The sequence below is a fragment of the Flavobacterium resistens genome, assembly GCF_900182645.1.
Taxonomy (GTDB): domain Bacteria; phylum Bacteroidota; class Bacteroidia; order Flavobacteriales; family Flavobacteriaceae; genus Flavobacterium; species Flavobacterium resistens.
This window is the reverse complement of sequence record NZ_FXTA01000005.1, coordinates 267,396-293,080: the sequence shown is the minus strand read 5'-3', so window position 1 is coordinate 293,080 and position 25,685 is coordinate 267,396. Positions and strand designations below refer to the sequence as shown.

The following is a 25,685-nucleotide window of genomic DNA, read 5'->3' as shown; positions in this document are numbered from 1 at the left end:
TATCTAATATTGAGCAAAAATTAAATATATTCTAAGAAGTATAAATGGAATTAAAAATTACAGTTTATCAAAAAACTAATAACAAAAGGATAGGTAAACTTTTACGAGAAAGCTTTAGCGACATGTACAGTTCTCGTTTTTTAGCAAAACAATTAGCTATTCGAGACATTAAAGCCCAATATCGCCAATCTTTTTTGGGTATAATATGGGCATTTATTACGCCGTTATCAACAGCATTAGTATGGATAATTTTAAGTAATTCTGGTACATTGTCATTAACTGATACAGGTGTGCCATATCCTGTTTTTGTTTTTTCAGGAACATTGCTATGGTCAATCGTTATCGATGCTATTAATGCACCAATGCTGAATACAAATGGAGCAAGAGGAATACTTTCGAAAATTAATTTTCCAAAAGAAGCTTTGATTTTATCAGGGGTCTATAAATTGATATCAAATAGCTTGATAAAAATAGTTTTACTTCTATTTTTTTTAATTGTATATAAAGTAGGTCTGCATTCTTCAATTTTGTTATTTCCATTAGCTTTTTTAGCGATTATTTTTTTTGGAACAACAATAGGTTTGTTTATTACTCCTTTGGGAATGCTCTACAATGATGTGGGCAAAATAGTTAGTTTAGGACTCAGTTTTTTGATGTATGCTACACCCGTCGTATATGTAATTCCAAAATCAGGTTTGTTAAAAACATTGATGGAAATAAATCCTCTGACACCTTTATTACTAACGACTAGAAATTTATTATTTGGACAGCATATAGAATATCTTGCCTATTATTTCGGATTGTTAGCAGCTTGTATTCCTTTATTTTTTATTGGATTAGTTTTTTATCGAATTTCGATTCCAATTATTGTTGAACGAATGAGTGCTTGATTATGGAGGAAAAAGAAGTATTAATAAAAGTTGAAAATCTTTCTAAAAAGTTTTGTAAAGATTTAAAAACAAGCCTATGGTATGGTGTAAAGGATTTGTGTAGCAATATTATCACAAATAAAAATCATGACGTTAATGGAGTATTGCGTTTAAAAGAATTCTGGGCTGTAAAGGATATTAATTTTGAGCTAAGACGTGGCGAATGTCTTGGATTGATTGGACATAACGGAGCTGGTAAATCGACACTATTAAAAATTTTAAATGGATTAATTAACCCTGATGAGGGAAAAGTTACCATCAAAGGAAGAGTTTGTGCATTAATTGAACTTGGTGCCGGTTTTAATCCTATTTTAACGGGTAGAGAGAATATTTATAATAATGGCGCAGTCTTAGGCTTTTCGAGAAATGAAATTGATTTAAAAGTTGAAGAAATTATTGATTTTGCCGAAGTTCGCGAATTTATTGATATGCCTGTACAAAATTATAGTTCAGGTATGAAAGTACGATTGGGTTTTGCAGTCGCAGCACAAATGCAACCAGATGTATTAATAGTTGATGAAGTTTTGGCAGTTGGTGATTTAGGTTTTATTTTAAAATGTTTTAAAAAAATGGATCAACTATTACCTCATACTGCCGTTGTTTTTGTTTCCCATTCTATGCCTATGATCGCAAGGGTTTCAAATCAGATTTTATTCATGGAGAAAGGTGAAGCAGCTTTTCAAGGAAAAGAAGTAAGTAAAGGAATAAATTCTTATTACAGCAGATTTAACTCGAGTGACCAAAATACCATGTTTGATGATGGAACAGTTAGTCTCATAAAATATTCTATAAATAAAAAAAATAATGCAACTCTTCAAAGAGGAGAAGATTTGAATATTGAACTAGAAATGGAATTTAAGGAACAAAATTTAAATATTCCATTTATTTATATAGAGTTTAGAGATAAAGAACAACGTCCAATTGCCGCTGTTTTTAGTGAAAAAATGAATATCGAGTTTATCGATAAAAAATTAATTGTAAGTATAAAAATACCTAAAGTTTTATTTGCTCAAGGAGTCTATACTTACGATTTATCAGTAAGTCATCATGAAAACAAAACTCCTATATTGCGCATTAATAATGTCGATGTATTTCAAATTGAAAGTGAAACCGAAATGTGGGTTCCGTTTCATTTAGAAGCTGATTGGCAAATTACCGGAAAACCAAATGATTAATGTAACTAAGACTTTTTTACCGCCGATAGAAGAATACAACAAGCAAGTACAAAGAGCTTGGCATAATCAATGGCTTACAAATAGAGGGGAGTTAGTATTAGAATTAGAAGAGAAACTGAAAAAATATTTAGATGTTTCTAATATCATTGTAACTAACAACGGAACTATACCTTTGCAAATTGCTCTTAAATTATTAGGAAAGCAAGGTGAAATAATTACGACACCATTTTCATACGTGGCAACCGCTGCTGCAATAGTCTGGGAAAATTGCATACCGGTTTTTGTGGATATTCATCCAGAATATTTAACTATAGATGAAACTAAAATTGAGCAAGCCATTACTAGCAAAACAACGGCTATATTGGCTACTCATGTATTTGGGAATCCTTGTAATGTAGATGTAATTGAAGCTATAGCAAAAAGACATAACCTAAAAGTAATTTATGACGCTGCACATTGTTTTGGGGTAAAATATAAAGGCAAATCAATATTTGATTTTGGCGATATTAGCACATGCAGTTTTCATGCAACAAAATTATTTCATACCGGTGAAGGTGGGGCTATGTTTGCAAATGATACAGCCTTGAGACATAAAATGTATTATAGTCATACTTTCGGACATATTGGCCCAGTAGATTATTATGGAGTTGGAATAAATGGAAAATTGTCAGAATTACAAGCCGCTATGGGGTTGTCTGTTTTACCATACATGGAAAATATACTTGAGGAGAGAAAAAAAATAGTAGCCTATTACAATGATAATTTAGATTTTTCGAAATTAAAATTTATAAAAATTAGAAAAGATTCAGATTGGAATTATAGTTACTACCCCATCATTTTTGAAACTGAAGAACAACTTTATAAGGTAGAAAAAACATTAAACGAAGTAGAAATTTACCCGCGACGCTATTTTTATCCATCGTTGAATAAAATCGAATATATTTCAGGAAGTACAATGCCTGTTTCAGAAAATACTGCTTTGCGCATCATGTGCCTGCCTTTATATGTAGGCTTGGATATTTCGGAATTAGAAAAAATTGTTTTACGAATTAATTCCAGTTTATAGATGAAAATTGCTATAATGCAACCTTATCTTTTTCCCTATATAGGATATTTTCAGTTGATTAAATCTGCAGATGTTTTTGTTGTTTATGATGATGTAAATTTTATAAAAAAAGGTTGGATAAACAGAAATTCAATACTAGTGAATGGAGTTGATTTTCTATTTAAAGTTCCATTAAATGAAATTAGCCAAAACAAAGTAATCAACCAAGTTGAGGTAATTGAAAATTCAAACTGGAAAAAAAGCTTATTAAAAACAATAACGTTGGCCTATAAAAATGCCCCTTTTTTTACAAAGGTTTATCCAATTTTTGAAAATATAATAAATCAAGAAGAAAAGAATTTATCCAAATTCATAATTTACTCCTTACGCGAAATCTGTAGTTTTTTATCAATAGAAACGAATATTATACAATCTTCTGATATCACAAAAAATAATGAATTGAAAGGCCAATTTAAGATTATTGAAATTTGCAATAAACTGAATGCTGATAGTTATGTTAATGCAGCAGGGGGGATGGCGCTTTATGATAAAGAAATTTTTTTGGAACATAATATTGCACTTAATTTCATCAAATCAAGACCTATCGTTTATACACAATTTAAAAACGAATTCGTTCCTTGGTTGTCAATTATAGATGTAATGATGTTTAATTCTAAAGAGCAGATTAATGATTTTCTAAATCAATATGACCTGGTATGAAAAAAGCTTACAATAAAATAATAGAACATTATGAAAGTTGTCTTGAAAAACACGGAGATACTCATTTAGGTGTTGATTGGCCTAAAAAAGAAGATGCTCTCAAAAGATATAAAGTAATGTTGGATATATTGCGATTAGATGATGAAAGGAAAGATCCGGCATCGCTTTTGGATTTTGGTTGTGGGACAGCCCATCTTTTGGATTACATGCTAGAAAACAAATACGAAAATTTTTTATATTCAGGCTTAGACATTTCTCAAAAATTTGTTGACGTTGCTAAGGAGAAATATCCACAAAGGACTTTTTATTGTTTGGATATTTTAGAATCAAATGTTGATATTCAAAATTTCGATTACATTATAATGAATGGGGTTTTCACAGAAAAAAGAGAACTTTCTTTTGAAGATATGTGGGATTATTTTACAAAAATGATAAGCGCTATTTACGAAAAATGCAATAGAGGTTTTGCTTTTAATGTAATGTCTAAAAATGTAGATTGGGAAAGAGATGATTTGTTCCATGTCTCACATGATTTGCTTGCAGATTTTTTGTGTAAAAATCTTACTCGAAATTATATTTTTAGAAATGATTATGGCTTATATGAATATACAGTTTATGTTTTTAAAAAATAAATAAGATGGCAAAAGTTATAATTTTTGGAATTCAGGATTTTGCAGAATTAGCACATTATTATTTGGAAAATGACTCAGAACATGAGGTTGTTGCCTTTAGTGTTAATGCTCAATATTTGCCAGAAAATAATTCTTTCTGTGGTTTGCCAATTATCGCTTTTGAAAATATTGAAGAAAAATATCCTGTTGCCGATTTCAAATTTTTTGCTCCAATGGCTCCAAATAAAATGAATGGCTTGAGAGAAAAGATTTATTATGAAATTAAAGCTAAAGGATATGAAATGATTAGTTACATAAGCAGTAAGGCTACACTTTTTAATAATTCTATTGGTGATAACTGTTTTATATTAGAAAATAATACAATTCAACCATTCGTATCTATTGGGAATAATGTAATCCTGTGGAGTGGGAATCATATTGGACATCACAGTGTAATAAAAGATCATATTATGTTTACTTCTCATGTTGTTTTATCTGGTCATTGTACTGTAGAAAATTATTGCGTTTTTGGAGTTAATGCAACAATTAGAGATGGATTAACTATTGCAGAGGGAACTTTTGTTGCCATGGCAGCAAGCGTAATTAAAAACACTCATGCTTGGAAAATGTATAAAGGGAATCCGGCAATGGCATCAGAAAAGTCAAGTAAAGATTTGTAATATGTGGAATAAGAAAGGACTTATTTATAATGTAAATGGTGAATATGAATGGAACAAAAGTCATGCTCAAGTGCCAGTAGCTGATTTACTTTTAGACCGTATTAGAATTTATTATGCTACAAGAAATACTTTAGGAAAAAGTAACGTTTCATTTATTGAGGTAGACAAAGACGAGCCAAATAAAATTATATCCGAGAATAAAAAGCCATTATTCAATTTTGGTAAACTAGGCACATTTGATGATTCAGGAATAATGCCTTCTTCAATTGTTACAGTAGGGGATAAAAAATATTTGTATTATGTTGGCTGGACTACAAGACAGTCGGTGCCCTATCAAAATGCCATTGGACTTGCTATAAGCGATGATGGAGGTTTGAGTTTTAATAGGATTTCTGATGGACCAGTTATCACGGTAAATCATATTGAGCCTTATTTTTCAGGAACATCTTATGTTATTTTTGATGAAGGAATATTTAAAATGTGGTACTTGTCATGTATAAAATGGGAAGTTTATGATGGAAAGTCAGAGCCAATTTATAATATTAAATACGCAGAATCTTTAGATGGGATTAATTGGAATCAAACAGGAAAAGTTGCCATTGAATTAAATGATGATGAAGGAGGACTGGTGAGTGCGTCAGTTATTAAAGAAAATGGTCTCTATAAAATGTGGTTCGGAAAAAGAAAGCAAAGTGATTACAGAATAAATATCAATAATACATATAGGATAGGATATGCTGAATCAACAGATGGTATAAATTGGAAACGGAAAGATAATCTTGCAGGAATTGATATTTCTAAAAATGGTTGGGATTCTGAAATGATTTCATATCCAAATGTTATTCAAGCTAGCAACAATTTAGTAATGTTTTATAATGGTAACGGATTTGGAAAATCGGGATTTGGTTATGCATTGTGGAATGAAATTTAGTTATTTATGGTAAAATCGTTAGATTTTTTTAAGGAAAACGGCTATTTACATTTGGAGGCTTTTTTTTCAAAAGAAATGATTGCCCAAGTATTAAAGGATGCTAAAAGTACTTTTTTTAGACAGTTTTTAATAAAGGGATATTTGTCATCTGAAAATTCTATAGACGATATTAATGAAGATTCGTTTAATAGCTGTCTATATAAATTGTTTGAAGAAGATTTGGAATGTTTTGTGAATTGCGGAAAACAAGTCCAACATCTAATAAGTCTTCATAGATTATCATTAGATGAAAAAATTATTGAAAAAATTACAGAATTAGGTATAAAAACACCAAATATTAGTACAAGACCAGTTTTATTCTTTAATCATCCAAAATTAGCAAAGCAAAAGGTATTTTATAAAGTGGATGCGCATCAAGATTGGAGATCGATGCAAGGATCTTTAAATTCGATAGTAGTATGGGTGCCTTTAATAGATATAAATATAAGATTGGGTGCATTAGAGATAATTCCTAAAAGTCATCTCTGGGGACTAAGAACAGATCATATCGATAATGGTTTTGGAATGGTTTCTTTATCCGAAGAAGAAAATCAAAGTTTGTTGTCTGTCGAAGTTAATGCAGGAGACGTACTGATATTTTCATCTTTTTTGGTTCATCAAAGTGGCAATAATATTTCAAATGCACCACGATGGAGCTGTCATTTTAGATATAATGATTTAGATGATATTACATTTATTGAAAGGAAATATGCACATGCATATATTTATAAGCCTGTTGAAGAACTAATTACAAAGGATTTTCCCCAACTCGAAGATGTTTTGAAAATCTACAAATAATACAAATCTTAGCTAAAGTCAATTAGAAAAGAAAAGACATTTATCGAACATATGAATAAAAAGGTTAGTTGTCATGTGATAACTTATAATCAAAAAGATTATATCTCAAATTGTATCGATAGTATTTTGATGCAAAGAACAAATTTTCCAATCGAAATTGTAATTGGAGATGATAATTCGACAGATGGAACAAGGGAGATAATCAAAAATTATGCTTATGAATATCCAGATATAATAAAGCTCAATTTAAGAGAAAAGCGAGGTATGGGCCTTCCTGGCAAGCAGAATTTCATGACTACTTTAGAAATGTGTTCGGGAGAATATATTAGTTTATGCGAAGGTGATGATTATTGGACCGATCCGTACAAATTACAAAAACAAGTTGATTTTCTGGAAGCAAATCAAGATTGTAACATCTGTTTTCATCGTGCAAATATGCTCGAAAAAGGAGAATTACGATTGCATCAGATGCCACAGGAATTTGAAAGCAAACCATTTAAATATATAGAGCTTTTAGAATATTTTAATTTTATAATGACTGCAAGTGTGGTTTTTAGAAAACCAGAAAATTTTTATTTGCCTAAGTGGTTTAATACTATGCTCATTGGAGACATGAGTCTATATAAAATAGTTTCAGGTACAAAAAATATTTACTGTTTGCCTGAAATTATGTCTGTCTACAGAATTCATGATAAAGGAGTTTGGTCAGGAATGGATCAAATGAAAAGCAAAAAAAGATATTTAGAATTTTATAGATCAATTTTTCCGGTATTAGATGAGAATGAAAAAAAAGTGGTTAGATCAAAAGTAAAAATAGTTAAACAAGAAATTGCAAGACTGAAATTTCCTCAAAACAAATTTTTATCACAAATCTATTTAAAGTACTTTTCTTTAAAGCTTTAATTCAAATATATATAGGCAGTTATAGGTCAATTATTATGATTTGTCACTAAAAAAGAATAGATCATAGAGATGTTAAAAAGTAAAAAATGAATAATCAAAAGATAATTAAAGATCAATTTATTGATTTAAAGGTTGAAAATTTGCCTATTTCTTATTATATAATTAGAAAGTCATTACTTAGTGCTGTAAGTGAATTAAAACCCATAATTAAAGGAAAGGTTCTTGATTTAGCCTGCGGATTGATGCCTTACAAAGAATATTTGATGAATGATTCGGTTGAGGAATACATTGGCGTCGATTTGGAGCCAACTGAATATCATAATCTAGAAAAACCTGATTTTTATTGGGATGGTCAAAAAATTCCTTTCGAAGCTGAAACATTTGATTTTGTAATCGCAACAGAATTTTTAGAGCATTATTTTGATACTTCATCAATTTTGAAAGAAATACAGCGAGTTTTAAAACCTGGCGGAACATTTTTTTTCACAGTCCCTAATGTTTGGCCTTTGCATGAAGTTCCATATGACTACCATAGATTTACCCCATATGCATTGAGCGAACATTTTAAAATTGCTAATTTTAGTAAAAGTGATATAAAGTTTTTAGGCGGAAGAAATTATCATTTAGCTTTGTCACTGGCAATTTGGTATGATAATTATTGGTCAGAGAGTCGAAAAAAAGTTATTAAACCTTTTTTTAATTACATTGTAAATACGTTGGTAAAAAAAGATAAAAAGCAAAATTTTGCAAACAATCAGATGTTTTCTGGTTTGTATGGTTTCGCAACTAAATAATAATTTTATGAGTACTAAACTTAGCATAATTATTCCTTGTTACAACTCTGAATCTACTTTAGAAACAACTTTGAAATCGGTTCTTAATCAAGAATTCCAAGAATGGGAAGCAATAATGGTTAATGATGGATCTCCAGATAATTTAGAGGCAATTGCTTTGAAATATGTAGAAAAAGATACAAGATTTACTTATTTCAAGAAAGAAAATGGCGGTCTAGGATCTGCTCGTAATTATGGTATAAAAAAAGCTAAAGGAGAATTTATACTTCCTCTAGACTCAGATAATCAAGTAACAGAAAATTTTGCAATTGATGCGATGTCAATTTTTGATAAAGATCAAAATATTGGGGTTGTTTATGGAAACGCAGAATTTTATGGCGAAAAAACCGGGCTTTGGAAAGTTGATGAATTTAGTTTAGACAAAATGCTAGTTCATAATTATATTGATGCTTGTGCTATATTTAAGAAAAGTCTTTGGCAAAAAGTAGGTGGTTATGATGAAAATATGCCTTACCAAGGACATGAAGATTGGGAGTTTTGGGTTTCATTAGCAGAATTAAAAGTTAAATTTTATTATTTAGACAAAATAACTTTCAAATATTATGTTTCAAGTACCTCAATGAGTAAATCATTTACTGATGAAGTGATTTTATTAAATCAAGATTATATTGTAAAAAAACATTCTAGATTATTTTATGATCACTATTGCCAGGTACTTGATTATCCTGCTGTTTTAAAAAGGAATTACAGCAACAAATTGAAAAGCAAAAAAGTGATTGTAGATTTATTTTGCAAAACTTTTTTCAAGTTTTCACTTTTCAAAACAGAATTTGATAATTTTTAATTTGAAGATGAAAACCTTTTTTCCTTTAATATCAGTTATTGTTCCCAATTTTAATCACAGTAGTTACTTAGCTCAACGTTTAGACACTATTTTTAATCAAACATATCAAAATTTTGAAGTCATTTTATTAGATGATAAAAGTACAGATGTCAGTAGAGAAATTTTAAGTCAATATGCAAAAAATGAAAAAGTTACTCATTGTGTTTTTAATGAAATAAACTCTGGAAATACTTTTAAACAGTGGTCAAAAGGAATTTCATTAGCCAAAGGTGATTTGATCTGGATTGCAGAGTCGGATGATTTTTGTGAAAACAATTTTTTAGAAAAAGTAATAAAACCTTTTCAAGATGAACCTGAATTGGTTTTGTCATATTGTCAATCGAATCGAGTAAATCAAAATGGAGAAATTACAGGAAATTGGATAACCCACACAGATAATTTAAATCAAATTTCATTTCTTGAAAATTTCGTACAGGACGGCAACGAATTCATAAAGGATTTTTTGATCTATAAAAATGTAATTCCAAATGCCAGTGCAGTTGTTTTTAAAAAGAAAAATGCGCATCAAGTAGGAGAATTTGATTTTGATCCGGTTTTAAAAACTTGCGGGGATTGGCTGTTTTATATAAAATTAGTCAATAATGGCAAAATTGCATTTGTTCACGAATCGCTAAATAACTTCAGATATCATTCAGATAGTGTAATTTCAAGATCGCTTCACAAAGATCAAAGAACATCTATTATAGATATTGAATTAAAAACCAGAAAAAAGATTATTAAATTTTTATTCGAAAATAAATCAGCTCAATTGCCTTCTATTTTTTCTCAAAATAAAAAAATAAATATTGATTTGAAATATGAAAAAGGTCTTTTATTTCTTGAAACGAATAAGAAAATAAGAGGAATGTTTGTTTTAGGGAGTATCTTATCGACTTTTCTAAAAAGATATAAATTGAAGCAAAAACTCAAATCAAAAATAGTTAAAATTATAAAGTAATGATTTCTATTATTGTTTGTTCAAGAACTTCAGACATTTCTTTGTCTTTACGCGAAAATCTGGAAAAAACCATCGGCTGTATTTATGAATTAATAATCATTGATAACTCAAAAAATACTCACTCAATTTTTGAAGCATATAATTTAGGAATTCAAAAAAGCAAATTTGAATTTTTATGTTTTATTCACGATGATATTTGTATGCATACCCAGGACTGGGGAAAAATAATAGTAGGAATTTTTAAAGAAGATCTTAAAATTGGTTTAATAGGAATAGCAGGATCCAAAATAAAAAGTAAAATGCCATCTCCATGGTGGAATTGTCCAAATAATCAATCTGTAATTAATATCATTCAGCATTACAGTCATAAAGATAAAGAGAGCATGACTTCTGGATTTAATGAAGATTTAAATGTTGAAGCAGCGGTACTTGATGGCGTTTTTATGAGTGCGCGAAAAGTTGAAAAGATACAATTTGATTCTAAAATGGCGGGCTTTCATAATTATGATCTTAATATTTCTTTAGAATATAAAAAACATGATTATAAAGTTGTAATAACCAAACAGCTTCTTTTGGAGCATTTTTCTACTGGAAAGCTTAATGAAGATTGGGTAAAGTCATGTTATTATATACACAGAAAGTATAAAAGTATATTGCCTTTAAACAATAAATCACATATAGTATCAAAAGAAACTGAAATCGCAAATGCAGCAAATTTTATTGAAGAAAGTGTGACATTTAAAAAATATAGGATTGCATTTTTTATTTGGCTGAAACTTTTTACTTTGCACCCGAGATTGAAATGGCAAATTAGATTTTTAAAAAGAATATTAAACAAGTTATAAGTGTTAGCAATAATTATTCCTTATTACAAAATTGATTTTTTTGAAGAAGTCTTACAATCATTGGCCAATCAAACAGATAAAAGATTTAAAGTTTATATTGGAGATGATGCAAGTCCAGATTCTCCAGAAGAAATATTAAAAAAGTTTCACGGAAAGTTTGATTTTGTATACAAACGGTTCGAAAAAAATTTAGGATCTGTTTCTCTTACAAAACAATGGGAACGCTGTATCAAGTTGAGTGAAGATCAAGAATGGTTGATGATTTTAGGAGATGACGATTTTCTTGGAGATACAGTAGTTGAATTATGGTACGAAAATTTCGACTTATTTTATAAAAAAGCAAATCTCGTTCGTTTTGCTTCTAAAATGATAATTCAGGAAACCAAAGAGGTAACAGAAACTTTTTTGCATCCTGTTTGGGAAGTGGCTACAGAATCTTATTACAGGAAATTTAGACACTTAACAAGAAGTTCGTTGTCAGAATATATTTTTTCAAGAAAAACATTCCTTAAGCATGGATTTCATAATTATCCTCTTGCGTGGAATAGTGACGATCGTGCCTGGCTAGATTTCTCTGATAATAAGCCCATTTTTACAATAAATAAGGCCCTAGTGTATGTGAGACTTTCGACATTGAATATTTCTGGCAAACAAGACAAACAAGATGAAAAAAAATTGTCGGCCATATCATTTTATAGGTTTTTAATTGCAAATAAATTAAAATTTTATGCATTACCAGAAAGAGAAATAATCATAAGATTTTATGAAAGTGAGATTATTACACAAAGAAAATTGAAACTTTCAGAGTGGTGTTTTTTGACCTATTTTTATCTTAGATATTTAGATTTTTATTCCATAAAAAAGTTTAGCAAAAGATTTTTAAAAAGCATTTTGAAAAAACATGTATAATAAAGTATCAGTAATTGTTCCATGTTATAATCAAGCACAATATCTGGATGAAGCATTGATTTCAGTTTTGAATCAAACCTATTCTAATTGGGAATGTATAATTGTAGATGATGGAAGCCCAGACAATACAGAAGATGTTGCTTCAAAGTGGTGTGACAAAGATCCAAGATTTAAATATTTAAAAAAGAAAAACGGAGGCTTGTGCAGTGCCAGAAATGCTGGAATTGATATTGCTGATGGACAATTAATTTTACCCTTAGATGCAGATGATCGAATAGGAAATAAATATTTAGAATTAGCAACAAAAGCTTTTAATGACAATAATTCTCTGACAGTAGTTTATTGCAAGGCGGAGAAATTTGGAGATGAAAATGGTTTATGGAATTTGCCTGAGTTTTCACTTTTTAATTTAAGTCGCAATAATTTGATTTTCTGTAGTGCTTTTTTTAAGAAAGAAGATTGGAAATCAGTTAATGGTTATGACTTAGCCATGCAAAATGGCTGGGAGGATTGGGAATTTTGGATCGCTATTTTAAAAAATGGAGGTAATGTCAAATGTTTGAATGAGGTTAATTTTTATTACAGAATAAAAAAAACTTCAATGCTTCAGAGTATAGGAAGAGAAAACGAAAATGAAAACTTGAATTATTTAAGTATTAAACATGCTGATTTTTTTGTAAAGCAATATGGGTCTTTTAAAGCAATGGAACATCAATTAATAGCCGTAGAGAGAGAAAATAAAGAAAACCTGAAGAGTGAAAAATTTGTAATCGATGTTTTCTGCAAAAGATTTTTTGGTTTTACAATATTTGGCAAATACAAAGAATAATATTCAATAGAAATTAAAAAGTCCCCAAATGCCCAAAAATAAAATAAAATTTCTTGCCTACTATTTGCCACAATACCATCCCATACCAGAGAATGATGAATGGTGGGGAAAAGGTTTTACTGAATGGACAAACGTTACCAAAGCCAAACCGTTATTTAAAGGACATAATCAGCCTATTTTGCCTGCTGATTTAGGTTTTTATGATTTAAGAATCCCCGAAGTTCAGGAACAACAAGCAAGATTGGCCAAAGAATATGGTCTTGATGGTTTTGTTTATTATCAATATTGGTTTGGTGACAATAAAATGTTGCTCGAAAAACCTGCTGAAGCAATGCTTCTTAACAAAAATATTGATCTTCCTTATTGTTTTTGTTGGGCAAATGAAACATGGAAAGGGATTTGGCATGGACTAGATAATCCTTCTGTTTTGATTGAGCAAACTTATAATGGAAAAGAAGGATATCAGATTTATTTTGATTACTTATTGCCATTTTTCAAAGACGAGCGTTATATTACAATTGACAATAAACCGATGTTTCATGTTTACAGGTTTGATGATATACCAAATATAGAAGAATTTATAAATGTCTTTAATGAATTGGCTATTGCCAACGGCTTTTCCGGAATCTATTTTGTTGCAACAATCGCATCTGAAAATGTTCTCAAAAACAATCATATTTACGGGAAAATAGGTGACGAAGTATTTCAAAAAATGAGGTACAAAAATGGCTTTTTATTTCATGATGTAAGATACTTAGGTTGGCTTGAAAGAAAAATAAAGGTAGCTTTTGGATTTACTACTGTAATTGGCAAAAGACTTAAGCCTATAATTATAGATTATTCAAAGGCAGTTTCTCGTATTAATGTTACTTTTCCCAATCAGAAATATATCCCGTGTGTTTTTCCCAACTGGGACAACTCTGCCCGTAGCGGAAAAAAGTCATTAATCTTTATCAATTCAAATCCTGAGTCGTGGAAAAAACATTTGCAAAAAGCAGTTGATGAATTGTTGAAAAATCCTAAAAACCCTCAAATCATAATGATCAAATCTTGGAACGAATGGGCCGAAGGAAATCATTTAGAACCCGATCTGAAATTTGGTTTTAAATGGTTGGAAGTTTTAAAAAACGTTAAGAATAATATTCTTCAAAACTAATGGAAAACAATTTTTTAATATCGGTTGTTTTGCCGGTTTTTAACGGAGAAAAATTTCTATCAAAATCGATTGAAAGCGTATTAAATCAGACGTATCAGAATGTTGAACTAATCATTGTCAATGACAATTCAACCGATAATACGCTGAATATCGCAAATCAATATGCTGAGAAAGATAGTAGAGTAAAAATCATAAGTAATTCTATAAATAAAAAACTACCAGCAAGTCTAAATATTGGTCATAATGCCAGCAAAGGAAATTTTATAACCTGGACCAGCGATGATAATTTTTATGAATTAGATACATTAAAAATCTTATTGAATAATCTTCTACAAAATGAAGCCGACGTTGTATATAGCAACTTTACATTGATAGATGATAAAGATCAAGAAATTAGAAAAGTAACGCTTCCTGGAATTGAAAATTTGATTTTTGGTAATGTCATTAGTTGCTGTTTCATGTACAAAAGAGAAGTATATCAAAGGAATATTAGATATAATGAAGATTATTTTCTGATTGAAGATTATGATTTTTGGTTGCGAGCCACATTGCATAGCAAGTTTTATCAAATAAATGAATACTTGTACAATTATAGAAAACATCAAGAAAGTCTAACGAACCAAATCAATGTTGACGAAGCAAAAAATATACTTTGGAAAAAGAATTTAAAAGCAATGTTTCTTAGCTTTTGGGAAAATTTTGCAAAAAATAATTATTTTGAAATAGCAGAATTGTCAACCAAACTGTTGCTGCATGAAAAGATCGATTTTGATTCGATAGTTGCTAATAATGATAAAATAAAAGAAATAAAAACAAAAATAAAAAAGAACCAAAATTTCTCTAATGAATTGATGGTAGAAAAAGTTTTCCTGCAAAGAACAATTGGAGTGATGACTAATGAAAAAGAAACCAAAAGAAATTTTTTGAGATCTGTTTTTATAATTAGAAATTATAGGAAGGTCTTAGATAAAAATTCAGTTAAAACACTCATTAAATATTCTTTTTTTAAATAGTTGAATGATATTAAACCAATATTAAAATGATTGATTCTAAAGTGACCATTATTATGGCTACCTATAACAGGGCGCATTTTATAGTCGAAACATTACAGTCGATTAAAAAGCAAACCTATTTAAATTGGGAATGTTTGATCATTGATGACGGAGGGAATGATAATACCCATGAAGTTATCGATCAGATATTGAATGAAGATTTGCGTTTTAAATTCTTAAAACGCCCCGATACTTACCAAAAAGGCTTGCCTGGATGCAGAAATTATGGACTAGATCTAGCAAAAGGATCGAGAATTATTTTTTTTGATGATGATGATATAGTGCATCCTCAAAATCTGGAATTGTGTGTAAATGAATTAGAGAAAACAGAAATATTTTTTTGCAGATATGAAAGGGAAGTATTTACTGGAAACTTTAATTACGACTTTGATTATTCAAAAGAATATTCTTCATTTTTCATCGATGTTAATGATTTAGAAAAATTGTTAAACAATAATTTGCCTTTCAATTCATGTGCAGTTATGTGGAAAAAAGAATGTTTTGCAAATAATCGATTTGTAGAACATCTTATGTATGCAGAAGAATGGGAGCTATATTCAAGAATATTATCATCAGGAATTAAAGGGATTTCTATAAAAAAGAGCCTATTCTACGGTAGAAAACATTTGCAATCAAATACTGGTGAATTTTTTGCACACAATCCTATCAGAAGGAAATCGCATTGTGATGCTATAGTGTTAGTAATCAAGAATCTTAAAGAAAGACAATTAGCTAAGAATTCGTTAATTCGATATTTTGTTTCGACTTCATTAGATTACAAAGAATATGATTTATTTGGCCAAATCTTAAAAATTCTAAATTTGCCCTTAACTCAAGAAATAAAATGGCAAATCTACTACAGATCATATTTTTTGCGTTCGCCAATTTATAAAATGAAAAAAAACTTCAAAAAATGAAAATTCTCCTTTGTTTTGGAACGCGCCCAGAAGCTATAAAAATGGCACCTTTATATCATAAACTCAAAGAAAATAATTTTGAAGTAATTGTTAGTGTAACAGCGCAACATCGGGAAATGTTGGATCAGGTATTAGATTTTTTCGATATTAAACCTGATTATGATTTAGATTTAATGCAGCCAAATCAAACTTTAAATAATTTGAGTGCTCTCATTTTAAGCAAAATGGATAAAGTACTTTTAGAAGTTAATCCAGATTTGGTTTTTGTTCATGGAGATACCACAACATCTTCAATGGTAGCATTGGCAGCATTTCATCGCGGAATAAAAGTTGCACATGTAGAAGCTGGATTAAGAACTTACAATAAACATTCTCCTTTTCCAGAAGAAATCAATCGACAGTTAACAGGACGATTAGCTGATATTCATTTTACACCTACCAACGAAGCAACGAGTAATTTGGTAAAAGAAGGAATTTCTCAATCCACTATTATTCAAACAGGAAATACTGTGATTGATGCTTTATTTTGGACTATTAGTAAAATTGAAAAACAAAATTACATCCACCCTGAAATAGAAGAATTAAAAAATATAATCCCCAGTAATAAAAAGATTATATTAGTTACGGGTCATCGCAGAGAAAATTTTGGTACAGGAATGAATAATCTTTGTGAAGCATTGTTAGAAGTGTCTAAACGCGAAGATGTTGTAATTGTATATCCGGTACATTTAAATCCAAATGTTAAAGATGTAGTAAACCAATTATTGTCCGATAAAAAAAATATCCTGCTTATTAATCCTGTATCTTATCCTGCTTTTGTATGGTTAATGCAAAAATCATTTTTAATTGTTTCTGATTCCGGAGGTATTCAGGAAGAAGCACCTTCTTTAGGAAAACCTGTTTTGGTAACCAGAAATACTTCAGAAAGACCCGAAGGAGTAATGGAAGGTTTTTCAAAATTAGTTGGCACTGATAAAGAAAAAATTATAAATGTCATACAAGAACTATTAGAAAACTTCAATGGTTTTGAAAATAAATCAAACCCATATGGGAATGGGAATGCATCGAAGAATATAATTAGTTTTTTACAGAATCTTAACTAGCATTGTATGACATTAAAATCGATTATTTTAAGGATAATTAAATACATACCCTTTAATTCAGTTAAAGTATTTTTGCTCAAAAATCTATTTAATTATTCTATAGGTAAAAATGTTAAAATTGGAAAAACTATAATTAACTGTAATAAAGTATATATTGGAAATAATGTACATATTGCAAGTAAAAATAGCATTGTTTGCAATGAGTTTTCAATTGGAGAAAATTCCTCAATTCATTCTGGAAATGTAATTCAGGGAAGGGCAAATTTTTGTTTAGGAACAAACTCCAGAATTATTAATAATCACCATTTTGATTTGTGGCATAACATTCAAATTGGAAACAATACATGGGTTGCCGGAAAAAACAGTCAATTTTGGACACATGGTTCCATTCATACAAAATTGAACAATAAAGATTTGTCAATTATTATTAAAAATGACATTTATATTGGCTCTGCTTGTCTTTTTGCACCTGGAGTTGTGATTGAAAGTCAAAATTTAGTAGGCCTTGGAAGCGTTGTTACAAAAAAATTCTTAGAAAATAATACCATTATTGGAGGGAATCCGGCAAATGTAGTAAAACAAGATATAGACTGGAGAACAAATTGGTAAGATGATAAAAAAAATACTTATTGTAGTTGATTCTATAAACATAGAAGACAGTAGCGGATCTAAAGCAAATGTGGCTCTGATTAATAATTTGCAGGAAGCTGGATTTGAAATTTTGGTTTATCATTACACACGTAAAAATATAAGCTTAAAAAACGTAATTACATTTGAAATACCTGAAATAAAATCGAGTATTTTATACTTTTTAAGCAGGTTTCAAAGGGTTTTCAGCCGACATTTTAAAGTGAACCTTGCTCCTTTTTTAGAAAAAAGATTTGGTTTTTCATTTACTTTTTTTAATGATATAAACAGCATACGCAAAGCAGTAATGAAACAATCTTTTGAACCCGATTTGGTACTTACCTTAAGCAAAGGAGCTAGTTTTAGATCACATTATGCAATTTTAAAAGTTCCAGAGCTTCATAATAAATGGATGGCATATATTCATGATCCGTATCCTTTCCATTTTTATCCGAGACCTTACAATTGGGTTGAACCTAATTACGCTCGAAAAGAATTATTTTTTAAGGAACTTGCACAAAAAGCGGCATATAGCGCTTTCCCAAGTCAGTTGTTACAGGAATGGATGAGTAGCTATTTTCCGGAGTTTTCCAAAACTGGTATAATAATTCCTCATCAAAATGAAAAATATGAAGTCCAAAACGAAAATTTCCCATCTTATTTTGACCCAGAAAAATTCAATTTGCTACACGCAGGTAATTTAATGAAACAGCGTTCGCCAAGAGGTTTGATAGAAGGTTTTAAAATGTTTTTGGAACAAAACTCGGAGGCAAAAAAAGATGCGAAACTCCTTTTGTTAGGTAATGCATCGTATCATACTGATATGCTCGAAGAGTATGCAAAAAATAGTCCCGAAATATATATCTATAACGGAAATAAACTATTTGATGAGGTATATTATTTGCAAAAAAATGTGTCCATTAATATAATTCTTGAAGCAAAGGGAGAAATTAGCCCATTTCTTCCAGCTAAATTCCCACACTGTATAGAAGCAAACAAAATTATTCTTTCGTTGGCTCCCTATTATAGTGAAACCAGAAGGCTGCTTGGTAATGATTATGAATATTGGTCAGAAGTGGATAATATCTCTAGAATAGCATCTTTAATAGAGAGATTATATCAGTTATGGAAACAAAACCCAAATAATCTAGATTTAAACCGAAAAGATTTGGAAGAATATGTTTCTGTTGCACATTTAAAAGAAACGATTAATAAATTATTAAACTAATGACTAAAGTCACCTTTTCAATCCTCATTAGTACCAAGAATCGTAAAGATGATTTAGGTTTTACACTGCAAAAAATTCAGTATTTGTTAGATCGGGAGGACGTTACTTGTGTTGTTTTTGATGATGGATCTACTGATGGAACTACAGAATTTATAAAAGAGAATTTTCCGCAGATCATTTTGCATACAAACAAAATCTCTAAAGGATATCTGTATTGCCGGAACAAAATGCTAAACGAAACAACAGCTGATTTTGCTATTTCATTAGATGATGACGCTCATTTTGTTACAGAAAAACCGTTGGAAATAATTGAGAGTTGTTTTGCCAAAAATGAAAAAACTGGTTTACTGGGATTTCGAGTTTTTTGGTCTACAGCAAACCCAAATTCGACTTATACTAACGAAGACATAGTTAGAATGAAAAGTTTTGTGGGTTGTGCGCATGTATGGCGAATGCAAGCATGGCATGAAATTCGAAATTATCCAGAATGGTTTGTTTTTTATGGCGAAGAAGATTTTGCTTCTTACGAATTATTGAAAAAGAAATGGGAAATATATTATTTGCCAGAAGTTTTAGTAAATCATCGAGTAGATATTTCAGGTAGAAAAAACAATAAAGATTATGCATTGCGCTTACAAAGATCATTGCGTTCAGGCTGGTATTTGTATTTCCTATTTTATCCTATTGCTAAAATTCCAAGAAAAATGTTGTATTCTATCTGGATCCAACTAAAAGGCAAAGTTTTTAAAGGCGATTTTAAAGCATTAAAAGCACTTGTTTTTGCTCTTTTCAATGTTTTGTTTTTGTTTCCTAAGATAATGAAAAATGCAAATCGTCTTTCAATGGAGGAATATAGAGAATATCAAAATTTAGAAAATGCCAAAATCTTTTGGAAACCTGAAAAATAGTTACTTTTGTTTGAATAAATCTGACATAAAAATATGTTATTAACCAAATCGTCACCTTATATTATTGCTGAAATTGGCCAAGCGCACGAAGGCAGTTTAGGAATATTGTATTCCTATATTGATGCAATTGCAAAAACCGGCGTCAATGCAGTTAAATTTCAAATGCATATTGCTGAAGCTGAAAGCAGTGAATATGAACCTTTCCGAGTAAAATTTTCATTAGAAGACAAAACACGATTTGATTATTGGAAAAGAATGGGGTTTTCTCTAGAACAATGGAAAGGAATCAAAGAACATTGCGATGAGGTTGGCCTGGATTTTATATGTTCGCCTTTCAGCAATTTAGCGGTTGAATGGTTGGAAGAAATTGGCGTAAAATGCTACAAAATTGGTTCTGGAGAAGTAAACAATTTTTTGATTCTAGAAAAAATTGCCCAAACTGGAAAGTCAGTTATCTTGTCATCAGGAATGAGCTCTTATGCAGAATTAGATGAAACAGTTGGTTTTTTAAAAGAGAGAAATGTTGATTTTTCAATCTTGCAGTGTACAACAGCTTATCCGACAGAACCAGAACAATATGGCTTAAATGTTATTGACGAATTAAAAAAACGTTACAATGTCTCAATTGGTTTTTCAGATCATTCTGCCAAAAAAGAAGCATGTATTGCCGCTACAGCATTAGGAGCATCAATATTAGAATTTCACGTTGTTTTTGACAGAGAACTTTTCGGACCTGATTCGAAAGCTTCTTTGACGCTTCTTGAAACAAAAGAACTTGTAGAATCTGTTCGGAATATTGCAAAAGCGATCGCAAACCCAATAGATAAAAATGATATTGAAGCAGTAAAACCTTTAAAACAAATTTTTGAAAAATCATTAGCAATTAATAAAGATTTACCTAAAAATCATATTCTAAAATTCGAAGATTTGGAAGCTAAAAAGCCAAAAGGATTTGGTATTTTAGCCAGCAAATACAAAGACATTATAGGTAGATCTCTTAGGTCAGATATGAAACAATGGGATTTTTTAAATGAAGAAGATTTAACATGAACCAAAAAAGAAAAATTGCTGTAGTAATTACAGCTCGCCCATCATACAGTCGTGTAAAAACGGTTTTAGAAGCAATAGACAATCATCCAGATTTAGAACTACAATTGATTGTTGCTGCATCAGCATTATTAGATCGATATGGCTCTGCGGTAAATTATATTGAAAAAGATGGTTTTAAAATTGCAGCAAGAGTATTTAATGTTTTGGAAGGCGAAAATTTAACTGCCGCAGCAAAAACAACAGGAATTGGAATTTTAGAATTATCAAGCGTTTTTGATAATTTGAAACCAGATATAGCAGTGACCGTTGCAGATCGTTTCGAGACAATGGCCACGGCAATTGCAGCATCTTACATGAATATTCCTTTAGCACATATACAAGGAGGGGAAGTAACCGGAAATATTGACGAAAAAGTGCGTCATTCAATCACAAAATTAGCCGATTATCATTTTGTTGCATCTGAAAGCGCTAAAGAACGCGTTATAAAATTAGGAGAAAATCCTGAAATGGTTTTCAATACAGGATGTCCTTCAATAGATTTAGCAAAAGAAATAATTGAAAGCGAAAATCTTCCTTTTGATCCGTATGAAAAATACGGGGGTGTAGGAGCAAAACCTGATTTGTCAAAGGGTTATTTGGTTGTTATGCAACATCCGGTAACTACTGAATACAAAGATTCTCGAAAACATATAGAATCGACGCTAGAAGCAATATATAAGTTGGATAGACCCACACTCTGGTTTTGGCCTAATGTCGATGCAGGAGCAGATGGGACTTCAACCGGAATTCGTGCTTTTAGAGAACAACATCTCTTGCCAAATGTTCACTTTTTCAAGAATATGGAAGGAAGGGATTTTCTGCAATTATTGAAGCATAGCGATTGCTTAATTGGTAATTCAAGCGTAGGAATTCGAGAATGTGCTTTTTTGGGAGTTCCAGTAGTCAATATTGGTTCACGCCAAAACAGAAGAGATAGAGGAGGAAATAGTGTTGATGTGGACTATTCGCAAGAACAAATTGAAAATGCTATTTTAGATTCAATTAAAAAAGGAAAAGCGGTTTCTTCATCCATATATGGAAATGGGAAAGCGGGTGAGAAAATAGCTGAGTTGTTGACAGAAGTTCCTTTGCAATTTCATAAAACTATAATGTACTAATACAAATAAAATGAGAATTGGATGGAACCCTCAAAAAAGTGAAAAAAAGATACTTTTAAACACTCATCATAGAATTATTGTAGTTGTTTATATTCCAAGCGAAGAAGGCTTTTATGAAAATTCATTTGAAGTTTTTAAAACATGTTTGAATTCTTTGATTTCAACTATAAATTCAGATGCAGCCATTACTGTTGTTAATAATGGTTCATACCAAAAAGTATCTGATTACTTAAATTTGTATTTAAAGGAAAAAAAAATAGATACTCTAATTTCGCATAATCAAAATATTGGGAAAATTGATGCATTAATAGGTGCGGCCAGAGGTGCACGTGAAAAGTACCTTACTCTTACAGATTCAGATATTCTTTTTACGACCGGATGGCAAGAAAAAACGAAAGAGATTTTTGCTAATTTTCCGAATGTTGGTGCAGTATCTCCTATTCCAGTTAGAAAAGGCCTATATTTTGGTACATCATCTGTTTTGAAGCAAATCTTATTGCGCCGAATTAAATTTAAGAGGATAGCTATTCCTGAAAATTTTGATGCATATAATAAATATCTTTCAAGTATAAATTGGGATTTGGAAGACCGTAATGACAATAAATGGAATGTCGTTGAAAGTAATAATTGTAAGGCTAATATTGGAAGCGGACACCAGGTATTAACAATTGATCGAGATATTTTATTTAAAACTGTACCTACAAATCCGTCCTTAACTCTTGTTGGAGGAAGTTCTGAAAATGATTATGTTGATTTCCCTATTGATAAAGCAAAAAAACTTCGATTGTCTACCTACAATAACCATGCTTTTCATATGGGAAATAAATTAGAAACTTGGATGATAGATTTGCAAAATGAAAATAAAAGAATATCAGCCAATACTAAAAATCACGAAAATACTCAATCAATTAATTTGTTGAATAACTGGTGGTACAATAAGTATTTTGGGTTTAGGAAAAAGATAATTAAAAAAAGTTTTAATATTTTTTATAATTAATGAAAGTTCTAGGTTTAATTCCAGCTCGAGGCGGTTCAAAGGGAGTTCCTGGCAAAAATATAAAAAGCTTAGGAGGTAAACCTTTACTAGAATATACTGCTGAGATAGCTTTAAAATCTGATTGTTTTTCAGATGTCATACTATCCAGTGATGACGAGGCCATTATTGAAACTGGCAAAAAGATAGGTTTAAGTGTTCCATTTACTAGGCCAAAGTATTTAGCCGAAGATAATACGCCTACTATTGATGTCATTATTCATACTTTAGAATGGTATCAATCTCAAAATATTTATTTTGATGCTGTTTGTCTTCTTCAAATTACTAGTCCTTTTAGAACAGTTTCTTTTGTCAATCAGGCGATTGAAAAATTTATAAAAAGTGATTGTGATTCTTTGGTTTCCGTTTTACAAGTTCCACATGAATATAACCCGCATTGGACATTTGAAGTAAACGCAGAAGGGAATTTAAAAATAGCTACAGGCGAAGACAAAATTATCAGCAGAAGACAGGAACTTCCTAAAGCATATCATAGAGATGGGAGTATTTATATTATCAAAACGGAGGTTATTCTAAAAGAACATTCTTTATATGGTAAGAGTACTGCTTTTATTGAATCTGATCCTGAATTCTACATTAATATTGATACCATGCAAGATTGGGAAAAAGCAGAAATAATGATTCGAAATAAACAGAAATAATGTGTGGTATTGCAGGAATTGTTGGTAATTATAAAGAAAGCCAATTAGATAAAATGTTATCTGTCCAAAGCCATCGAGGACCAGATGCCACTCAAAAATATTTTGATTCTGATTTTGTTGCTTTGGGACATAATCGTTTGGCAATTATTGATTTGACTTCAGATTCGAATCAGCCATTTATTGATAATTCGGGACGTTTTGCTATTGTTTTTAATGGCGAAATTTATAATTATTTAGAGATTAAAACGACTTTAAAAGATCAATACAATTTCAGAACAGAATCAGACACAGAAGTACTTTTAGCAGCATATATTATTTACGGAAAATCTTGTTTGGAGAAACTTAATGGGATGTTTTCTTTTGCTATTTGGGACAAACAAGAAAAGAAATTATTTGCCGCAAGAGACCGATTTGGGGTAAAACCTTTTTATTACAGTTTACATAATGGCATTTTTTATTTCTCATCTGAAATAAAAGCATTGCATATTGCTGGAATTGAAAAAGTGCCTAATGAAAAAGTTTGGGTTTCTTATTTTGCATTTGGCTCTTATGGTATGCCCAATGAAACTTTTTGGTCAAATGTAGAGCAGTTGCCTGGCGGTTTTTTATTGGAATTTGAAAATCAAAAACTATCAATTGAAAAATGGTATTATTTTGAAAAAGAAGTTGCAAAACAACCCCAAAACCTAACTTTTGATGAAGCCAAAAGACATTATATTTCTCTTTTAAAAGATAGTATTAATCTAAGATTTAGAGCGGATGTTCCTGTTGGTTTTAACGTTAGTGGTGGTTTGGACAGTTCGGTATTGCTGGCTTTAGTTAATGAACAGGAAGATAATTCAAAAATCAATGCCTATACGTTTTATACAAATAATGTAGATTATGATGAGTTGCCTTGGGTCGAAAATATGATTTCACATACTCAAAATCCATTAGTAAAAGTTCTTTTGCAAGCTGATGAGGTTCCAGATTTAAACGAAAAAATGCAGTGGCAGCAAGACGAACCCTATGGCGGAATTCCAACATTGGCTTATGCCAAAATCTTTGAGCAAGCAAGAAAGGACAAAATTTTGGTTTTGTTAGACGGACAAGGAATGGATGAACAATGGGCTGGCTATGATTATTATACTCAAAATAATGAAGCCACAATACAAGGCGTTCAAGATTCTCCGTATAAAACACAAATGCTGTCTGAATCTTTTTTAGCAAAAGCAGAAAAACCTTCATATCCTAAGCCTTTTGAGGATGAAGTTTTAAATAAACAATATAGAGATTTATTTTACACCAAAATACCAAGAGCTTTACGATTTAATGATCGAATTTCAATGGCTTTTTCGACAGAGTTAAGAGAGCCTTTTTTAGATTATCGTTTGGTCGAATTTGCATTTTCTCTTCCATTGGATTATAAGATAAAAAATGGAATTTCTAAGTTCATGCTGAGAGAAATTGCATCGGAGTATTTTGAAGATGAATTAATTTTTGCACCAAAAAGACCATTGCAGACACCACAAAGAGAATGGTTGGCTGTTGATTTAAAACAATGGATAACACAATGTTTTGCAGGTTTAGAAAAATCAGAGTATTCAGATTGGTTTGATAATAAAGTTTTGAAAACGGAATTAGAGAGCTATTTTCAAGGAAACAGTCAATCTAGTTTTCATATTTGGCAATGCATTAGTTTTTATGAAATGTTGAAAAGATCAAATTTTAAAACACACAATATACTTTGATAAGAGGTTTTAT

The 25,685-nt window shown here is 30.5% G+C and carries 27 protein-coding genes; all 27 read left to right on the top strand.

The window, feature by feature from the left end:
- Nucleotides 1-44: 44 nt before the first annotated feature.
- The 27 genes from FN795_RS18330 (at nucleotide 45) to asnB (ending at nucleotide 25,672) form a co-directional block, all read left to right on the top strand.
- Nucleotides 45-890 carry an ABC transporter permease gene (locus tag FN795_RS18330; protein ID WP_142451970.1) on the top strand — a complete coding sequence of 282 codons (846 nt, stop codon included), beginning with the start codon at nucleotides 45-47 and terminating at the stop codon, nucleotides 888-890.
- A gap of 2 nt (nucleotides 891-892) precedes the next feature.
- Nucleotides 893-2,104 (top strand): ABC transporter ATP-binding protein, encoded by a 1,212-nt coding sequence (locus tag FN795_RS18325; RefSeq protein WP_142451969.1) that lies wholly within the window; start codon nucleotides 893-895, stop codon nucleotides 2,102-2,104.
- On the top strand, nucleotides 2,097-3,170 hold the full coding sequence (locus FN795_RS18320) for a DegT/DnrJ/EryC1/StrS family aminotransferase (protein WP_142451968.1): 1,074 nt from the start codon (nucleotides 2,097-2,099) through the stop codon (nucleotides 3,168-3,170). The genes FN795_RS18325 and FN795_RS18320 overlap by 8 nt, the downstream gene beginning before the upstream one ends.
- On the top strand, nucleotides 3,171-3,869 hold the full coding sequence (locus FN795_RS18315) for a WbqC family protein (RefSeq protein WP_142451967.1): 699 nt from the start codon (nucleotides 3,171-3,173) through the stop codon (nucleotides 3,867-3,869).
- Nucleotides 3,866-4,501, top strand: a complete 636-nt coding sequence (locus FN795_RS18310) for a class I SAM-dependent methyltransferase (RefSeq protein ID WP_142451966.1) — start codon at nucleotides 3,866-3,868, stop codon at nucleotides 4,499-4,501. The genes FN795_RS18315 and FN795_RS18310 overlap by 4 nt, the downstream gene beginning before the upstream one ends.
- Before the next feature lie 5 nt (nucleotides 4,502-4,506).
- The gene (locus tag FN795_RS18305) at nucleotides 4,507-5,160 is read left to right on the top strand and encodes an acetyltransferase (RefSeq protein ID WP_142451965.1); all 654 of its coding nucleotides are present in this window, start codon (nucleotides 4,507-4,509) and stop codon (nucleotides 5,158-5,160) included.
- A gap of 1 nt (nucleotide 5,161) precedes the next feature.
- Entirely contained in the window at nucleotides 5,162-6,091 is a 930-nt protein-coding gene (locus FN795_RS18300) for a glycoside hydrolase family protein (RefSeq protein ID WP_142451964.1), read from the top strand.
- Nucleotides 6,092-6,097: 6 nt separating this feature from the next.
- Complete coding sequence (locus FN795_RS18295) at nucleotides 6,098-6,928, top strand: phytanoyl-CoA dioxygenase family protein (RefSeq protein WP_142451963.1); 831 nt, start codon at nucleotides 6,098-6,100, stop codon at nucleotides 6,926-6,928.
- A 51-nt stretch (nucleotides 6,929-6,979) separates the two neighbouring features.
- Entirely contained in the window at nucleotides 6,980-7,831 is an 852-nt protein-coding gene (locus FN795_RS18290; protein ID WP_142451962.1) for a glycosyltransferase, read from the top strand.
- A gap of 86 nt (nucleotides 7,832-7,917) precedes the next feature.
- Entirely contained in the window at nucleotides 7,918-8,625 is a 708-nt protein-coding gene (locus FN795_RS18285) for a class I SAM-dependent methyltransferase (RefSeq protein WP_142451961.1), read from the top strand.
- A 7-nt stretch (nucleotides 8,626-8,632) separates the two neighbouring features.
- Entirely contained in the window at nucleotides 8,633-9,469 is an 837-nt protein-coding gene (locus tag FN795_RS18280; protein WP_167498098.1) for a glycosyltransferase family 2 protein, read from the top strand.
- Between the two features lie 7 nt (nucleotides 9,470-9,476).
- Nucleotides 9,477-10,466 (top strand): glycosyltransferase family 2 protein, encoded by a 990-nt coding sequence (locus FN795_RS18275; RefSeq protein WP_142451959.1) that lies wholly within the window; start codon nucleotides 9,477-9,479, stop codon nucleotides 10,464-10,466.
- The gene (locus FN795_RS18270; protein ID WP_142451958.1) at nucleotides 10,466-11,311 is read left to right on the top strand and encodes a glycosyltransferase; all 846 of its coding nucleotides are present in this window, start codon (nucleotides 10,466-10,468) and stop codon (nucleotides 11,309-11,311) included. The genes FN795_RS18275 and FN795_RS18270 overlap by 1 nt, the downstream gene beginning before the upstream one ends.
- Nucleotides 11,312-12,220: a glycosyltransferase gene (locus tag FN795_RS18265; RefSeq protein ID WP_142451957.1), complete on the top strand. Its 909-nt coding sequence runs from the start codon at nucleotides 11,312-11,314 to the stop codon at nucleotides 12,218-12,220.
- Nucleotides 12,213-13,049 carry a glycosyltransferase family 2 protein gene (locus tag FN795_RS18260; protein WP_142451956.1) on the top strand — a complete coding sequence of 279 codons (837 nt, stop codon included), beginning with the start codon at nucleotides 12,213-12,215 and terminating at the stop codon, nucleotides 13,047-13,049. Before FN795_RS18265 ends, FN795_RS18260 begins: the two co-directional genes overlap by 8 nt.
- A gap of 28 nt (nucleotides 13,050-13,077) precedes the next feature.
- Nucleotides 13,078-14,205, top strand: a complete 1,128-nt coding sequence (locus tag FN795_RS18255) for a glycosyltransferase WbsX family protein (RefSeq protein ID WP_142451955.1) — start codon at nucleotides 13,078-13,080, stop codon at nucleotides 14,203-14,205.
- Nucleotides 14,205-15,218: a glycosyltransferase family 2 protein gene (locus FN795_RS18250; protein WP_142451954.1), complete on the top strand. Its 1,014-nt coding sequence runs from the start codon at nucleotides 14,205-14,207 to the stop codon at nucleotides 15,216-15,218. Before FN795_RS18255 ends, FN795_RS18250 begins: the two co-directional genes overlap by 1 nt.
- A gap of 26 nt (nucleotides 15,219-15,244) precedes the next feature.
- Nucleotides 15,245-16,174 carry a glycosyltransferase family 2 protein gene (locus FN795_RS18245; protein WP_154275329.1) on the top strand — a complete coding sequence of 310 codons (930 nt, stop codon included), beginning with the start codon at nucleotides 15,245-15,247 and terminating at the stop codon, nucleotides 16,172-16,174.
- A complete protein-coding gene (gene wecB, locus FN795_RS18240; protein WP_142451953.1) occupies nucleotides 16,171-17,277 on the top strand; it encodes a non-hydrolyzing UDP-N-acetylglucosamine 2-epimerase in 1,107 nt (368 codons plus the stop codon). Before FN795_RS18245 ends, wecB begins: the two co-directional genes overlap by 4 nt.
- Before the next feature lie 72 nt (nucleotides 17,278-17,349).
- Complete coding sequence (locus FN795_RS18235; protein WP_167498097.1) at nucleotides 17,350-17,886, top strand: hypothetical protein; 537 nt, start codon at nucleotides 17,350-17,352, stop codon at nucleotides 17,884-17,886.
- A gap of 1 nt (nucleotide 17,887) precedes the next feature.
- On the top strand, nucleotides 17,888-19,132 hold the full coding sequence (locus tag FN795_RS18230; RefSeq protein ID WP_142451951.1) for a glycosyltransferase family protein: 1,245 nt from the start codon (nucleotides 17,888-17,890) through the stop codon (nucleotides 19,130-19,132).
- A complete protein-coding gene (locus FN795_RS18225; protein WP_142451950.1) occupies nucleotides 19,132-20,040 on the top strand; it encodes a glycosyltransferase family 2 protein in 909 nt (302 codons plus the stop codon). Before FN795_RS18230 ends, FN795_RS18225 begins: the two co-directional genes overlap by 1 nt.
- A gap of 33 nt (nucleotides 20,041-20,073) precedes the next feature.
- On the top strand, nucleotides 20,074-21,090 hold the full coding sequence (locus FN795_RS18220) for an N-acetylneuraminate synthase family protein (RefSeq protein WP_142451949.1): 1,017 nt from the start codon (nucleotides 20,074-20,076) through the stop codon (nucleotides 21,088-21,090).
- Nucleotides 21,087-22,247, top strand: a complete 1,161-nt coding sequence (gene neuC, locus FN795_RS18215; protein ID WP_142451948.1) for a UDP-N-acetylglucosamine 2-epimerase — start codon at nucleotides 21,087-21,089, stop codon at nucleotides 22,245-22,247. Before FN795_RS18220 ends, neuC begins: the two co-directional genes overlap by 4 nt.
- A gap of 10 nt (nucleotides 22,248-22,257) precedes the next feature.
- Entirely contained in the window at nucleotides 22,258-23,244 is a 987-nt protein-coding gene (locus FN795_RS18210; protein ID WP_142451947.1) for a glycosyltransferase family A protein, read from the top strand.
- On the top strand, nucleotides 23,244-23,942 hold the full coding sequence (locus FN795_RS18205; protein ID WP_142451946.1) for an acylneuraminate cytidylyltransferase family protein: 699 nt from the start codon (nucleotides 23,244-23,246) through the stop codon (nucleotides 23,940-23,942). Before FN795_RS18210 ends, FN795_RS18205 begins: the two co-directional genes overlap by 1 nt.
- Nucleotides 23,942-25,672: an asparagine synthase (glutamine-hydrolyzing) gene (gene asnB, locus FN795_RS18200; RefSeq protein WP_142451945.1), complete on the top strand. Its 1,731-nt coding sequence runs from the start codon at nucleotides 23,942-23,944 to the stop codon at nucleotides 25,670-25,672. Before FN795_RS18205 ends, asnB begins: the two co-directional genes overlap by 1 nt.
- The last annotated feature ends 13 nt before the right edge of the window (nucleotides 25,673-25,685 follow it).